General features: G+C 51.9%; 14 protein-coding genes. 7 read left to right on the forward strand and 7 right to left on the reverse strand.

From position 1 onward, the window contains the following. Positions 1-2: 2 nt before the first annotated feature. The 5 genes from pheA (at position 3) to ACW17M_RS05420 (ending at position 6,634) form a co-directional block, all read left to right on the forward strand. Positions 3-1,094 (forward strand): prephenate dehydratase, encoded by a 1,092-nt coding sequence (gene pheA, locus ACW17M_RS05400; RefSeq protein WP_009286587.1) that lies wholly within the window; start codon positions 3-5, stop codon positions 1,092-1,094. A 5-nt stretch (positions 1,095-1,099) separates the two neighbouring features. Then, positions 1,100-3,379: a bifunctional prephenate dehydrogenase/3-phosphoshikimate 1-carboxyvinyltransferase gene (locus tag ACW17M_RS05405; protein WP_039858355.1), complete on the forward strand. Its 2,280-nt coding sequence runs from the start codon at positions 1,100-1,102 to the stop codon at positions 3,377-3,379. Beyond that, positions 3,372-4,070 carry a (d)CMP kinase gene (gene cmk, locus ACW17M_RS05410; RefSeq protein WP_022523601.1) on the forward strand — a complete coding sequence of 233 codons (699 nt, stop codon included), beginning with the start codon at positions 3,372-3,374 and terminating at the stop codon, positions 4,068-4,070. Before ACW17M_RS05405 ends, cmk begins: the two co-directional genes overlap by 8 nt. A gap of 183 nt (positions 4,071-4,253) precedes the next feature. After that, positions 4,254-5,933: a 30S ribosomal protein S1 gene (rpsA, locus tag ACW17M_RS05415; protein WP_008957327.1), complete on the forward strand. Its 1,680-nt coding sequence runs from the start codon at positions 4,254-4,256 to the stop codon at positions 5,931-5,933. Between the two features lie 326 nt (positions 5,934-6,259). Further along, a complete protein-coding gene (locus ACW17M_RS05420) occupies positions 6,260-6,634 on the forward strand; it encodes a histone-like nucleoid-structuring protein, MvaT/MvaU family (RefSeq protein ID WP_022523599.1) in 375 nt (124 codons plus the stop codon). 88 nt (positions 6,635-6,722) lie between these two features. On the opposite strand, the gene ACW17M_RS05425 is transcribed toward ACW17M_RS05420, so the two are convergent. Continuing rightward, on the reverse strand, positions 6,723-7,553 hold the full coding sequence (locus tag ACW17M_RS05425; protein ID WP_039858359.1) for a helix-turn-helix transcriptional regulator: 831 nt from the start codon (positions 7,551-7,553) through the stop codon (positions 6,723-6,725). Between the two features lie 375 nt (positions 7,554-7,928). Between ACW17M_RS05425 and ACW17M_RS05430 the strand changes: the two genes are divergently transcribed. Then, a complete protein-coding gene (locus ACW17M_RS05430; RefSeq protein WP_039858361.1) occupies positions 7,929-8,288 on the forward strand; it encodes a hypothetical protein in 360 nt (119 codons plus the stop codon). Between the two features lie 23 nt (positions 8,289-8,311). Here ACW17M_RS05430 and ACW17M_RS05435 read toward each other — a convergent pair whose 3' ends face one another. From ACW17M_RS05435 to pilB, 6 genes are all read right to left on the reverse strand, one after another. Further along, entirely contained in the window at positions 8,312-9,199 is an 888-nt protein-coding gene (locus tag ACW17M_RS05435; protein WP_457547015.1) for a DNA replication terminus site-binding protein, read from the reverse strand. A 39-nt stretch (positions 9,200-9,238) separates the two neighbouring features. Continuing rightward, positions 9,239-9,472 carry a DNA gyrase inhibitor YacG gene (gene yacG, locus ACW17M_RS05440; protein WP_022523595.1) on the reverse strand — a complete coding sequence of 78 codons (234 nt, stop codon included), beginning with the start codon at positions 9,470-9,472 and terminating at the stop codon, positions 9,239-9,241. Positions 9,473-9,507: 35 nt separating this feature from the next. Then, positions 9,508-10,110 (reverse strand): dephospho-CoA kinase, encoded by a 603-nt coding sequence (gene coaE, locus ACW17M_RS05445; RefSeq protein WP_039858363.1) that lies wholly within the window; start codon positions 10,108-10,110, stop codon positions 9,508-9,510. A gap of 68 nt (positions 10,111-10,178) precedes the next feature. Next, the gene (locus ACW17M_RS05450; protein ID WP_039858364.1) at positions 10,179-11,024 is read right to left on the reverse strand and encodes a prepilin peptidase; all 846 of its coding nucleotides are present in this window, start codon (positions 11,022-11,024) and stop codon (positions 10,179-10,181) included. A 192-nt stretch (positions 11,025-11,216) separates the two neighbouring features. Then, positions 11,217-12,449, reverse strand: a complete 1,233-nt coding sequence (locus tag ACW17M_RS05455; protein ID WP_009286592.1) for a type II secretion system F family protein — start codon at positions 12,447-12,449, stop codon at positions 11,217-11,219. A 3-nt stretch (positions 12,450-12,452) separates the two neighbouring features. After that, positions 12,453-14,201: a type IV-A pilus assembly ATPase PilB gene (pilB, locus tag ACW17M_RS05460; protein ID WP_039858366.1), complete on the reverse strand. Its 1,749-nt coding sequence runs from the start codon at positions 14,199-14,201 to the stop codon at positions 12,453-12,455. A 241-nt stretch (positions 14,202-14,442) separates the two neighbouring features. On the opposite strand from pilB, the gene ACW17M_RS05465 reads away from it, so the two are divergent. Further along, positions 14,443-14,958, forward strand: a complete 516-nt coding sequence (locus tag ACW17M_RS05465; protein ID WP_009286594.1) for a pilin — start codon at positions 14,443-14,445, stop codon at positions 14,956-14,958. The last annotated feature ends 66 nt before the right edge of the window (positions 14,959-15,024 follow it).

Genomic DNA, 15,024 nt, shown 5'->3' on the forward strand with positions numbered 1-15,024 from the left:
CCATGTCCGACACGTCGATCAATCTGGATGAGTTGCGCCAGCGTATCGATCAGCTCGATAGCGATATTCTGAACCTGATCAGTGAGCGCGCCAGCTGTGCCCAGCAGGTGGCCCATGTCAAGCTAGCTGAAGATAAAGATGCGGTGTTTTATCGCCCTGAGCGAGAGGCTCAGGTGCTTCGGCGCATTATGGCGTTGAATAAGGGGCCGCTCGATTCAGAAGAAATGGCGCGGCTGTTTCGCGAAATCATGTCGGCGTGTTTGGCGCTTGAGCAGCCGGTAAAAGTTGCTTACTTAGGCCCTGAAGGTACCTTTACGCAACAGGCGGCGCTCAAGCACTTTGGTGAAAGCGCTGTTAGCCTGCCCATGGCAGCCATCGACGAGGTATTTCGTGAAGTAGAGGCGGGGGCCGTACACTACGGCGTCGTGCCGGTGGAAAACTCCACCGAAGGGGTGGTTAATCACACCCTGGACACTTTTATGGACTCCTCGATCAAAATTTGTGGCGAGGTAGTGCTACGTATTCATCACCATTTATTGGTCAGTGAAACGACGCGCCGCGATAAGGTCTCGCGTATTTACTCGCACCCGCAGTCGTTTGCCCAGTGCCGTAAATGGCTGGATGCTCACTATCCCCATGCGGAGCGCGTGCCGGTTTCCTCTAATGCGGAAGCGGCCAAGTTAGTCAAAACCGAGTGGCATAGTGCGGCGATTGCAGGTGATATGGCGGCCAAGCTTTATGGGCTTGAGCACATTGCCGAAAAAATTGAAGACAGCCCGGATAACTCCACGCGGTTTTTGATTATTGGCAACCAGGATGTGCCCATGGCAGGAGAGGATAAAACCTCTATTGTGGTTGCCATGCGCAACCAGCCGGGAACGCTGCATGCGCTGCTGGAGCCTTTTCATCGCCACCAAATTGATTTAACGCGCCTTGAAACGCGTCCTTCGCGTACCGGTGTGTGGAACTACGTCTTTTTTATCGACTTTAAAGGCCATCGTGATGAGCCCGAGGTCGCGGCAGTGCTTGAAGAGGTGCAGCTACGAGCGGCAGATCTACGCGTGCTGGGCTCTTACCCCATAGGCGTGCTGTGACGTTAATGGCCGAAGACGGTGTAAAAACATCAGGCTGTCATGAGTCGCGTCTATTGATTGTTGGTCTGGGATTGATTGGTGGTTCGCTAGCGGCAGCGCTGCGCGCGGTAGGGTTTCAGGGTCAAATTGTTGCCTGTGACCCTGACGAAGCTGAGATTGCACGCGGTATTGAGATGGGGCTGATCGACTCAGGCAGTACCCACCTTGATGAGCAAGTCAATGACGCCACCATGGTAGTGCTGGCAGTGCCGGTGCTCGCCATGGAGAGCGTGATGGCAAGCTTGGCCGAAGCGCTACCTAACGCGTCGGCTGACGTTGTGATTACCGATGTTGGTAGTACCAAGGCGACTATCCGCGCCTGCGCTCAGCGTGTATTTGGCCAGGTACCCACTAATATGGTGCTGGGGCACCCTATTGCCGGTTCAGAAAAAAGCGGTGTGGCAGCGGCGAATCCGCGTTTGTATGTAGACCACAAGGTTATTTTGACACCTGAGCTGAACGTCGACCGTGAGGCTTTGCAGCGCGTGCGCTGCTTATGGGAAGCCTGTGGTGCCGATGTGCTGGAAATGGACGTAGAGCGCCATGACCAAGTGTTGGCGCGTACCAGCCATTTGCCGCACTTGCTGGCATTTTCGCTGGTGGATACGCTGGCCCGTCAGGATGAGCGGCTAGATATTTTTCGTTACGCAGCGGGCGGCTTTCGCGACTTTACCCGTATCGCGGGAAGCGACCCGGTGATGTGGCGAGATATTTTTATTGCCAACAAGCAGGCGGTTTTAGCATCGCTGGATGATTTTGAAGCGGGGCTTTCTCGATTGCGTCATGCGGTAGAAGCCGGTGACAGCGATGCGCTGATTGCCACCTTTGATCGGGCTAGCCACGCCCGGCACTATTTCGACTCTTTATTGAACAAAACCAGTTATCAGGCGGAATATCATATGCAACCACAAGGTAAGGTCACCTACCGTGTGCAGCCGGGCGGTCAAGCCCAGGGGCGTTTGCGCGTACCTGGCGATAAATCCATGTCGCACCGCTCTATCATGTTGGGCGCGCTGGCTGAGGGTGTCACTGAAGTAAAAGGCTTTCTGGAAGGTGAGGATAGCCTGGCGACCCTGCAGGCGTTTCGGGAAATGGGTGTGGCGATCGAAGGGCCGCACCAGGGCCGCGTGACGATTCACGGTGTGGGTATGCATGGCTTAAAAGCCCCAGCAGGCCCGCTCTATGTAGGTAACTCGGGCACCGCCATGCGGCTTTTTTCAGGACTGCTGGCAGGCCAAGCGTTTGATAGCGAGCTGACCGGCGATGAGTCACTAACCAAACGGCCTATGGGGCGCGTGGCTGACCCGCTGCGCTTGATGGGCGCAACCATTGATACCGCTGAGGGCGGGCGTCCGCCGTTGAAGATTCATGGTGGCGCCAAGCTTAAAGGCATCCATTACGATATGCCCATGGCCAGTGCCCAGGTAAAATCTTGCCTGTTGCTGGCGGGGCTGTACGCCGAAGGCGAAACTCGAGTGCGCGAACCTGCGCCGACCCGCGACCACACCGAGCGTATGCTCAATGGTTTTGGCTATGCGGTTTCCCGTGAGGGCGATACCTGCTGGCTCAAAGGGGGCGGTAAGCTCACCGCAGGCCCCATTGATGTGCCTTCGGATATTTCATCTGCAACCTTCTTCTTAGTGGCAGCTGCCATTACCCCAGGCTCAGATATCACCCTTGAACACGTCGGGATTAATCCCACCCGGATTGGCGTAATCAATATTCTTACCCTGATGGGGGCGAATTTGGCGTTAGAGAATGAGCGCGAAGTGGGTGGCGAGCCGGTGGCCGATATTCGTATTCGCTATGCGCCGCTGAAAGGCATTGATATTCCCGAAGAGCAAGTGCCGTTAGCAATTGATGAATTCCCCGCGCTGTTTATTGCCGCCGCTAATGCCGAGGGTGTGACCCGTCTTAGAGGTGCTGAAGAGCTACGGGTCAAAGAGTCTGATCGCATTCAGGCCATGGCCGATGGCTTGGCTGTGTTAGGTGTGCAGCATACCGTTGTAGACGACGGCATCGATATTGTCGGCAATGGCGATGCGCAAAAAGCGAGCTACGGCGGTGGGCGTGTCGATAGTCTGGGCGATCACCGTATTGCCATGGCGTTTGCGATTTCATCACTACGTGCAAGTGCAGAAATTGTGATTGAAGACTGCGCCAATGTGGCGACCTCATTCCCTGACTTTGTCGAATTAGCCACGCGTATTGGCATGGGCGTTAGCGTGGAGGGCGCGCATGAATGATCGTGTTGCTGCTGCTCCCGTTGTCACCATTGATGGGCCTGGCGGCGCAGGTAAAGGTACGATCAGTGGCTTGGTGGCAGAGCGCCTAGGCTGGCATCTTCTCGATAGTGGCGCACTTTATCGACTGACGGCTCAAGCAGCAGTTAAGCACAACGTAGCCGTTGACGACGAGTTGGGCCTGGCACGCTTGGCAGAGCAGTTAGATGTGGCGTTTCCTGTGGAAGAGGGGCAGCCACGTACACTGCTTGAGGGTGAAGATGTTGGCCAGGTGATTCGCACCGAACAGGCCGGCGAGCGAGCTTCTCAAGTGGCGGCACTGCCTGCGGTGCGCCAAGCCCTGCTACAGCGCCAGCGCGATTTTTGCCAAGCGCCGGGCTTGGTGGCGGATGGTCGTGACATGGGTACCGTGGTGTTTCCTGACGCGGCGCTGAAGATTTTTTTAACCGCCAGCGCCGATGAACGGGCGCGTCGACGCTATCTGCAGTTGCAGGAAGCCGGGGTGGATGCTAGTCTTTCGAGTCTTTTAAAGGAGATTCAGGCACGCGATGCACGCGACACGCAGCGCAGTGTGGCTCCTCTCAAGCCGGCAGATGATGCCATTACGCTTGATACCACGCGCCTGAGCATACCGGAAGTGGTTGATCGACTGACCGAACTGCTCGCCCAAAAAGGGCTGGTAAGCGGCGTCTGATTCTCCCTTGCGGCGCTTTTGGATAGGTGTCACGACGTGGCAGGGCACTAAACTCACATCGGTGAGCCCGGTCAGGTCTAACCAGCGTTAACACCCCCAAAGGCTGAGTGACATTAGGCCCGCACTTGCTGGTGGTGCGGAGAAGGCATTTATGCCTCAACAACGTAATTACGTAGGAACACCATGAGCGAAAGCTTTGCTGAGCTGTTTGAACAGTCTCTTAACGACATCAACATGGAGCCAGGCGCTATTGTCGCGGCTCAGGTTGTCGACATTGACGGTGACTGGGTTACTGTCAACGCTGGTCTGAAATCTGAAGGTCAGATCCCTGCGTCACAATTCCGCGATGAGCACGGTAATCTGAACATCGCTATCGGTGACGACGTGCACGTTGCACTTGAAGCCGTAGAAGATGGTTTCGGTGAAACGCGTCTGTCTCGTGAAAAAGCCAAGCGTGCAGAAGCTTGGAAGATTCTTGAAGCAGCCTTCGAGAAAGACGAAATCATTAAGGGCGTTATTAACGGTAAGGTTAAAGGCGGCTTCACTGTTGAAGTTGACTCTATCCGTGCCTTCTTGCCGGGCTCGTTGGTTGACGTTCGTCCAGTTCGCGACACTGCGCACCTGGAAAACAAAGAGCTGGACTTTAAAGTCATCAAGCTCGATCCGAAGCGCAACAACGTTGTGGTATCACGTCGTGCGGTTCTGGAAGCAGAGAACAGTGCCGAGCGCGAAGCGCTGCTGGCAACTCTGCAAGAAGGTCAGCAGATCAAGGGTATCGTTAAGAACCTGACAGACTACGGCGCTTTCGTAGACCTGGGTGGTGTTGACGGCCTGCTGCACATTACAGACATGGCGTGGAAGCGTATTAAGCATCCGTCCGAAATCGTTGCCGTTGGCGATGAGATCAACGTCAAAGTTCTGAAGTTTGACCGTGAGCGTAATCGCGTTTCACTGGGTCTGAAGCAGTTGGGCGAAGATCCGTGGGTCAACATTAAAGAGCGTTATCCAGAAGGCATGAAAGTACACGCGGTCGTCACTAACCTGACTGACTACGGCTGCTTTGCCGAGCTGGAAGAGGGTGTTGAAGGTCTGGTTCACGTTTCTGAAATGGACTGGACTAACAAAAACATCCATCCGTCTAAAGTCGTTCAAGTGGGCGATGATGTTGACGTCATGGTGTTGGATATCGACGAAGAGCGTCGTCGTATTTCTCTGGGTATCAAGCAGTGCACTGCTAACCCGTGGGAAACCTTCAACACTGACTACAACAAGGGTGACCGTGTTTCCGGTACCATCAAGTCAATTACTGACTTCGGTATCTTTATCGGCCTAGAAGGCGGTATTGACGGTCTGGTTCACTTGTCTGACATTTCTTGGACTGATACTGGCGAAGAAGCTGTACGCAGCTTTAAGAAAGGCGATGAAGCTGAAGCCGTTATCCTGTCTATTGATCCTGAGCGTGAGCGCATCTCGCTGGGCATCAAGCAGATGGATTCTGACCCCGTTGCTGAGTACCTGTCAGTCAACGATAAGGGCAGCATCGTAACGGGTCGCGTCATTGAAGTTGATGCTAAAGAAGCTCAAGTTGAATTGGCGACTGACGTTATTGCTGTGCTGAAAGCCTCTGAAATCAGTGCTGACCGCGTAGAAGACGCGCGCAATGTGCTGAATGAAGGCGACAGCGTAGAAGCCCGTATTGTAAGTGTTGATCGTAAGAGTCGTCAGATCAATCTGTCGGTAAAAGCGAAAGACCAAGACGATACGCGTCAGAACCTGAAGAAGATGCGTGAGCAAGAGCCGGAAACTGCAGGTGGCCCGACCACCATCGGTGATTTGATCAAGCAGCAGATGGGCCAAGACTAATTATCGATTAGTTATTGGTTTGTAAAAGCGCCGCCCTTATGGGCGGCGCTTTTGTTTGTAGTGGTTGAGTGCTTGTAATAGCTCTACGGTAGGTGTGTATAGTCGCCATGTTCTATTAGGGTTAAACTCTTTAAGCAGCAATTGAGTTTTAAAAAAACGATTAGTAATTGAGTGAAAATCAACTAGACTGTTGTCAGTTACTCTTTTTACAGGAATAATGTCCCTGCATTCTGAACTAGTGGGTGTCAAGGTTGTCAATCTGCACCTCAGTTAGATCCCATTCAGCTGAGCCCCATTCAGTTGGATAAGCTATTAAAGGAACCTCGATGTCATTACTTAACGAATATATCCAAAAAGAGCAGCAGCTAAAGCAGCTTCAGGAAGATTTGCAGCGCTTAGAAGGCGACCAGCGTCTAAAAAGCGAGTTGGAATTTAAGGCCAAACTTGAAGCGCTAATGACTGAGTTTGGCAAGCGCCCAGGCGATGTCATTGCCTTATTGGATCCGGCTGCTGACCAGCGTACGGCTAAAACCACAGCCAGTGGCAATGCACGTCGTAAGCGTCGTCTTAAAATTTACAAAAACCCCAAAACGGGGGAAGTCATTGAGACTCGTGGCGGCAACCATAAGGGTCTGCGTAGCTGGAAAGATCAGTATGGCGATGAAACCGTCGAGTCTTGGCTGGAGCGCATGGAAGACTAAGTTAGTTAACAACCGGCATTTCTGTACAGGAATGCCGGTTTTTTATTGCCCTGTGTTCAGCTATATCGCTAAGACGTGACCATCACTGCTAGGCTATTAAGGGAATACGAAGTTCTAAATGGTTCGCTTTCCATAATACCTGCGGAGGGTGGCCGCTAACGTGACAGACATTTTTCTTGTGAAGTAGATACATGATGGTATGCATCAACGCGCTATTTAGATCAGCTAAGTCGTCAAAGCACGTGCTCGCGTAGTGGTGGGTGGGAATGTCGACCCGCCGGTAGTGCACTGGTAACGCAATGTCTTGTGCATTGTCCGTATCCGATAGGTAAAGACCAAAGTCGGTACGGTATGAATGAAAAAATTCACTATTAAGTGCATTAACCTTATCTGCGAGTATGTCGGGCAGTGCAATGACGGTCGTTGATAGTCTAAGGCGCGCCTGTAAGCGCGCTAGCTGCTTATTCTGATAGCTGGCATCCCCTAGCCCCTTAATATGCGTGGGAGCTTTGTAGAGGCGCATTAGGATCATTTGGCGGTCATTGCTTTTTTCGATGCGCGTGTTAAAAACAGGATGCGGTTTTGGCTGAATGAGCGCGGTTTTCAGGGTTTGTCGAAAATGGCGCGGACTCAGCTGATAGCGACGTTGAAATGCCCGGGAAAACGACGAGTGGTTATGGTACCCGCAACGTATCGCAATTTGCGCTATATTGAGAGGAGTAAGCCCTAGCAACACCGCTGCGCGCTCCAATCGCCTTATTTCACGGTAGGCGCTAGGTGAGATGTCAAAGCTTTGGCGAAATTGGCGCCGAACTTGGGAAGATGAATACCCTATGTGATTCGCAAGGTCTTCAATACCGAGTGGCTTATCAAGTGTGTCCTGCAGCCAGATCTCAGCTCGTGTCATCGCGTTGAACATTATCTGGCCTCTAATACGTGAATCATACAGGTCGTGCTTATCTTGCCTGTAATGCACTCTCCCAGTGCGTTAGTGTTGGTAACCTGGCTGAAAGGAAAAAGTTCAGCTTACTGATGAGAGTGGAATCTCTATTCAGGCTACTTGTGGGTAATGTTGATGCGAGGCATCAATTAATGCGTTGTCGCTGACTGTGACGTGTTTGATAAATGTGTGGGTTACCCTCATATACCTAATAATGATGCCTTTATGCTGGTAATTGGGTGGCAAAGGCAAGTTTGCTCGTTAGCTTTACGCGTTTGTGCACAGTTTTTGCCAAAAAAAAGCGACATTGGCAGTCATATCGACCATTTCAAGCAAGGTGTAAATGAAACATCGATGAAATATCAAAAGGTTCAAAAGCCGATAGATGAGCGCGAGAAGCTGCGTAAGTTTCGTGAGTTAGACGATGCTTTTGCGCAGGCTTTACGCCAATTAGATGACCCAGAGAGCGGTTTCGATATACCGACAGGCCCGCCGGTACGCTCGCTTGCGGCATTGGAGCAAGAAGATTTAGAAAGCCAGCAGGAGGAACAGCAACAAGAGCGGGAGCGTATTTTTAAACAGCGCTTTGAAGCTTTGTTGAGCGAGTATGGTGTGGATCATTACGACCTGGCCGAGCTGATCGAAGCGCTGCTTGGCTATGGGGTATGGCAGCAGGATGTAGTGCCTGCAGCTAGCATATCCAAAACACCGTAGAAGTCTTTGCAGGTGCCTTTATGCTAACGGTAGCGATAAATCCTCAAGCTCGGTAGAAATACATCCTGCTCTAGTTTCTCATCGCGTCGTCTTGCCCGTGTGCGGGCAGTGGGAGGTTCTGGCGTAGGCAGGTTAATGTGGGGCAGCCGCTGGTTATTGTCAGGCACAAAAATAGGCATAGCGGCATTCAGTGCCCGTCGTGTATGCCCATCGTCGAGTGGTTCGGTAAAAAACAGGTTTGCCCGCATCAGCGGGGCCTGAGTTTGCACCTGGGCAAGCACTTCGCCGCTTGGAATACCGGCTAGCTTGCGTAGCTGAATACGAATATGCGGTGCATCAGTATCAAGCTGCAATAGCTTATGTTCAGCTTCTTGAACTGACAGGCGTTTAATAGAGCGACCACTACTGTACCAAGCAAAGCGAATGCGTGAGACAGGCGCTTGTGCGATAGGTAGCTGCCGCCAGCTCTGTTTAAGATGTAAACGGGCAAGTCCATTGCGGCGTAACACTTCATCAACGTGAGGGTGGCGTTGCGGTAGGCGACTTTTTGCATCGCTAAGTGTTTGGGGAAATGCCTGTTTGATATGTTGTAATTGGTCACTAAAACTGACCTTGGCTTGATTTACAGCGTCTATTGTCATTAGTAGCTCGTCATTAGCGGCTACTACGGCAATATAGTTGCGCGTCTCACGGCCATCTTGATCCTGCTCATGCCACATATCGAACAGGGCTTTACGCAACCAATCGCTAGACGGCGCCGTTTGATGAAAGAGCCATGTTGCCGGTAGTTGCTGTTCGTATAGTGAAACAGCGGCTTCAATGGTTGCAAGTAGATGATCAAACTGCTGCTCCAGTTGAAGCAGCAGATGATAGGCCGAAGGCGATGGTGGGTTAGCGTTTATCTCGGCCATAGTCAGTGTCAGTGCTCGTTAAGTCAGTTTTCGTAAAAACTAGGTCAGTGGTGCATCCTTGTCGGCTTGCGCCAGTAAGGTTTCTATATCGGCTTCATCCATGGCAGATTCGCCCGATATGCGATGTGACTCATCGGCCCAGGCACCCAAATCCAATAGTTGGCAACGCTTACTGCAGAAAGGGCGGTAAGTGCTTTCTGGTAACCAGGGCACGCGCTTAGCGCACTGCGGACAATTAACTTCTAGCGGGGAATCGTTTGCAGGGCGAGCCATAAAAAAACTCCAATTGCGTTAACAAGTGCGATATCTCAGTAGTTAAGCTGTCGACGGTAGCGTTCATCAAGCCGTGCCACTTGTTCCATCATGCTGGCGTGGTCACCGCTGTTATCTATCACGTCATCTGCCTTTGCTAGCCGTTGTTCGCGGGAAAGTTGGGCGGCGAGAATAGCACGCACCTGGCTTTCACTCACCCCATCACGCTGTTGGGTTCTCGATAATTGTAGCGCTTGGGGCACATCGACAACCACCGCGCGGTTTACTAGTGTGTTTTGACCCGACTCAAACAGTAACGGTGACACAAGCAGCACGTAAGGCGCTCCCTGGGCTTTGAGCCGCGCTAAATGCTGCAATAGCCGCTCCCTTATTCTGGGGTGTGTGATGGATTCTAGCCACTGGCGTTGTTTTGGATCGTTAAAAATAATCTCGCGCAGGGCGGCGCGATTAAGCGTGCCATCCTGGTGCATGACCTGACCGCCGAAGCGATTTCTAATGGCTAGCAGTGCCGGTTCTTCAGGTAAGACTATTTCCCTGGCGACATCATCGGCATCGACCCAGGCAGCGCCAAGCGTTTCGAAGGCGCGAGCGACGGTCGATTTTCCCGATCCAATGCCACCCGTTAATCCGATAATCATCTGCTGCCTCATATAGCTAAAGTTTATAGGGCCACGTTTCACATGGCCAAAGTTCACATGGCTCAATTTTACATAAGCAGGTTGAGATACATTGCCATTATTTCATCACCGACTAACAACGCCACCCAGCCGGCGAGGGCGAGAAAAGGGCCGAAGGGAAACGGTGTGCCGCGTAGGTTAGGTGAGTAGGCCTGGGCAACTATCCCAACAATGGCCCCAAGCCCTGCGGAAAGTATCAATATTAGCGGTAAAAAACTCCAACCCAGCCAGGCGCCTAGTGCTGCCAGCAGCTTAAAGTCGCCATAGCCCATACCCTCTTTGCCGGTGGCCAGTTTGAATAGCCAATAAAAGCTCCACAGTGAAAGATAGCCTACCATTGCGCCGATAACGGCACTTGGCAGCATCAGTGGCTGGAAGAGGAGCTGAAACAGTAACCCTGCCCAAAGCAAGGGGAGGGTGATGATGTCGGGGAGAAGCTGGGTGCGAAAGTCGATCACGGCGAGCACTAACAGCATCAGACAGGCCCCGTAGACGAAGACTGATTCTGCCGTAAGCCCGTGGAGCGCTAGCACCGCCATGGCCAGTAAGCCACCGGCTACTTCTACCAGAGGATATTGAACGCTAATCGGTGTTTGGCACTCAGCGCAGCGGCCGCGGCGCTTTATCCAGCCAATCAATGGCAGGTTGTCGTGCCATGCAATGGGGGCTTCACAGCGTGGACACATAGAGCCTGGTGTGGCCAAATTAAAGCGTGGTGAGTGTTCAGCGCTAAGCTCAAGTGCTTCGCGGGCTTCATTACGCCAGCCACGCATCAGCATCACCGGCAGGCGCGTAATCACCACATTTAGAAAACTGCCCAGGCATAGCCCAATCAATAAAACGATTAACCACAGGATAAACGGAGGGTGATGCATGGAGCTCCTTAGGTTTCTAGAAATTAGCGTTTTTTTGGGCTCTGTCTGAAAAGTCGGCGAGCGAAGGCCAGACAAGGCAAAAATCGGCGAAAAGACAGAGTTTACATGGTGTAAATGAGTACTTTGAGCCGATTTTTAACGCCGTATGGTCGAGCGCAGCCAGTTTTCTGACAGAGCCTAAGCATTTGGTGCTTAGAGGGCTGCGCCCAAGTCGAAAATGGGTAAGTACATAGAGACAACCACACCGCCAACGAGCACGCCCAGTACTACAATAATAACCGGCTCCATGAGCGAGGTAAGAGCATCGACCTTATTGTCGACTTCTTCTTCGTAGTAATCGGCAACACGATTAAGCATGGCATCCAGCGACCCCGCTTCTTCACCGATACTGACCATTTGGATTGCCAAGGGGGGAAAGCGGTTGGTCATCCGCATGGCGAAGTGTAGCTGTTGCCCGGTGGCTACGTCCTGGCGCGTTTGTACCACCGCGCGTTCGTACACTTTATTGCCAGTGGCACCGGCGGCGGTATCTAAGCCTTCTACGAGCGGTACACCGGAGGCAAAGGTCGTCGCTAACGTGCGAGAAAAGCGCGCGATCGCGGATTTATGCACGATGTCGCCAATGACCGGTAACCGAAGCAGCAGTGCGTGCATGCGGTAGGCGACATTGGGCGAGCGCTGAATGCTTATTTTGAGCAGGAGCATGGCGGCAAACACTGCGCCGAGTGCCACTAGCCAATAACGCTGGGCAAGCTCGGATAAATTCACGGTCAACTGGGTCAGTGCTGGAAGTTCAGCGCCAAAGCTCTGGAACATGCTTTCAAATTCAGGCACCACTTTAATCAACAGCAACATGGTCACAGCAATGCCAATCGTCATAACGGTGGTGGGGTACCAAAGCGCTTTTTTTACTCGCGCTTTCAGCGACTCAACCTTCTCCTTATAGGTCGCAAGACGATCAAGCATTTGATCCAGCGCACCTGACTGCTCGCCGGCGCTGACTAGGTTAACAAACAGGCGATCAAAGTGTTTGGGGTGGCGGTTCAATGCATCAGAGAAGCTGGAGCCCGATGATACATCGCTTATCATCTGTTGCATTAGGGCAACCATAGCAGGTTTTTTGAGGCTCTCTGCCACCACTTGAAGCGCCTGTAGCAAGGGGATACCGGCGCGAACCATTGTGGCCATCTGGCGCGCAAAGACCATAACGTCGTTGGGGTTAACTCGGCCGTTGCCGCCTAGGTTGCCTTTTTTACTAATCCGGCGGATAACGATATTTTGCTTGGTGAGTTTAGCGGCTACTTCGGCTTTACTGCGGCCAATCATCTCACCGCTTAGCGCTCTATCCTGGGGGCCTTTACCGATCCATTTCCAGCGCGCTAGCTTGATGGCGGGCGTTTGGCGTCGACGTGCCGTTTTAGCCATGCCTTACTCCTTGCTCACTCGGTTAACCTCTTCCAGGCTGGTAATACCCTGCATGACTTTCAGTAACCCACTGCGGTGAAGGCTTGGATAGCCCTCCTTGCGCACCTGTTGATCAATATCTAAGGCGTTGGCATCACGCATAATTAGTTGACGCATCGCTTCGGTGATCGGCACTACCTCATAAATGCCAATTCGACCTTTATAACCGTGAGTACAGTGCTTGCAACCTAACGGTTTGTAGATCGTTGCCTGATGGATTTCTTCGCTACTAAAGCCTTCTTTGCGCAGCGCCTCGTGGGGAATGTCAATGGGCTCTTTGCAGTGTGTGCATAGTTTACGAGCCAGCCGTTGGGCAACAATCAAGCTAACGGCGCTGGCGATATTAAACGAAGAGACTCCCATATTAGCCAGTCGAGTCAGTGTCTCAGCTGCCGAGTTGGTATGCACCGTGGAAAGTACCAGGTGGCCTGTCTGAGCCGCTTTGACGGCAATTTCGGCTGTTTCAAGGTCACGAATCTCGCCCACCATGACCACATCAGGGTCTTGGCGCAGAAACGCCCTTAACGCACTGGCAAAATCGAGGCCGATCTTAGGCAATACGTTCACCTGATTGATACCCGCGACTTTGATTTCAACCGGGTCTTCGGCGGTGCAAATATTGCGTTCCACTTTATTAAGAATATTAATGCCGGTATACAGCGAAACGGTTTTACCACTACCGGTAGGGCCGGTTACTAGAATCATGCCTTGGGGTTGTTTTAAGGCGTACTCATAATGGCGCCGTTGTTCGTCGGTAAATCCAAGTTGCTCAATACCCAGCTGCATTGCGGTAGGGTCTAATATTCGCAGCACCAACTTTTCACCATAGACAGTAGGTAGCGAATTAACCCGGAAATCAAGGGAGCGGGTGCGCGAAAGCTTGAGTTTTATCGAGCCATCCTGAGGCAGGCGGCGCTCGGAAATATCAAGGCGGGCCATGATTTTTAGCCGGGCCGCGATACGATTGCGCATGGCGAATGGTGGCCGTGCCACTTCTATGAGCATTCCATCAACCCGAAAGCGTACTCGGTAAAGCGCTTCGTAAGGTTCGAAATGGATATCGGAGGCGCCTCGGCGGATAGCATCTAGCAGAATTTTGTTCACAAATTTAACGATGGGTGCATCTTCGCTATTTTGGGAAGACTCTTCCAGCGGTACATCGTTACCGCCGTTGTTCTGCATAATGCTCAGCGAGCTGACCACATCGTCCAACTCATCCAGCATGCCGCGCTCGTTGTGAGCAAGGTAGCTATTGAGAACGACAGTGATTTGATCAACGGGCGCGAGGATACCTTCAATGCTCAGGCCTGTTGCAAACTGCAATTCATCCAGTCGCGTCAATGTAGCGGGGTAGGGCACCGCCACCGTGAGGCGATGACCGTGGCGCGCTAATGGCAAAACGTTAAGGCTCTGCAGTACTTTGACAGGATAGTCTGCAGCGGGGGGCAGTGAGGTAAGCCGCACCGCCTCCAGGTTAATGACTGGAAGCCCATACTCCCAGCCAGCCGCCAGTGTGGCTTTGTTAGGGTCGACCAGGCCGCTTTCGATCACATGCTGAAGTAACGATATTTCCAAGTCCGACGCGGTTGTTTCCGCTGTTGCGGCCTGGGCGTTGGTCAGCAAGCCGTGCTTGACCAAGCGCTGGGCAATGCCGCGCAGGTCGCCATGTGCGGAGGCGTGGCTTAAAGTCGACTCTAAGGAGGGCTGGCTCATCAAAAAACCTGTTTTACATCGATATAAGCGTGTTACTTGTACCATAAACTAGCGTTTACAGGGATGAAATGACTAATCCTTTCATGTAATTAAAGAGGTAGTCGGCTAAGCTGATCATATTAATAAGGTTCATTGTAAAAGTAGACCATTTAAGTTAGTTTAATTTCAACGATTTCTAATTCTTTTTAAGGATTCACGATCCTTAAAAAGGCTTTTCCTTCACCCCACAGGAGATGCCTTCATGCAGAATGCTGCACAGCAAATTTCTCGTAACACCATCCAAGGCGGTTTCACGCTGATTGAGCTGATGATCGTCGTTGCGATTATTGGTGTATTGGCATCTATTGCTGTGCCGCAGTATCAAAATTACGTGGGTCGCGCGCAAGCTGCAGAGGCTTTTACTGCTACAGCAGGTTTGAGAACTGACATCGGTTTATACTTTTCTGAGAATGGAAACTTTGTAGGCTATAAAACAATAAACAGCACCCCTTCTTACATCTCCAAAACCGCAAATCAAATAGGTGGTCAGTACATCAGTGGTGTGACACTCAATGGACAAGCGAGCGGTGGGTTCACCGTCGCATTTGATAATGGCGTTCATAGCGGCTCTTCAATGGTGATTCAACCACTTATCAGCAATGAAACAATGAATGATGCTGTAGCAACTGCTAGCACTAGCGGTGGGCAAATTACTGGTTGGCGTTGTAGCAGCACTACTATCGACGATACCTTTCTTCCCTCAGCTTGTCGTCCCTAGCTCTTTACTTATTAATTCCAAAGGGCCCACGTGCCCTTTATTACTTCCATACTTCCTACTCATTTG

The organism is Vreelandella sp. 2A-K22 (assembly GCF_054065485.1).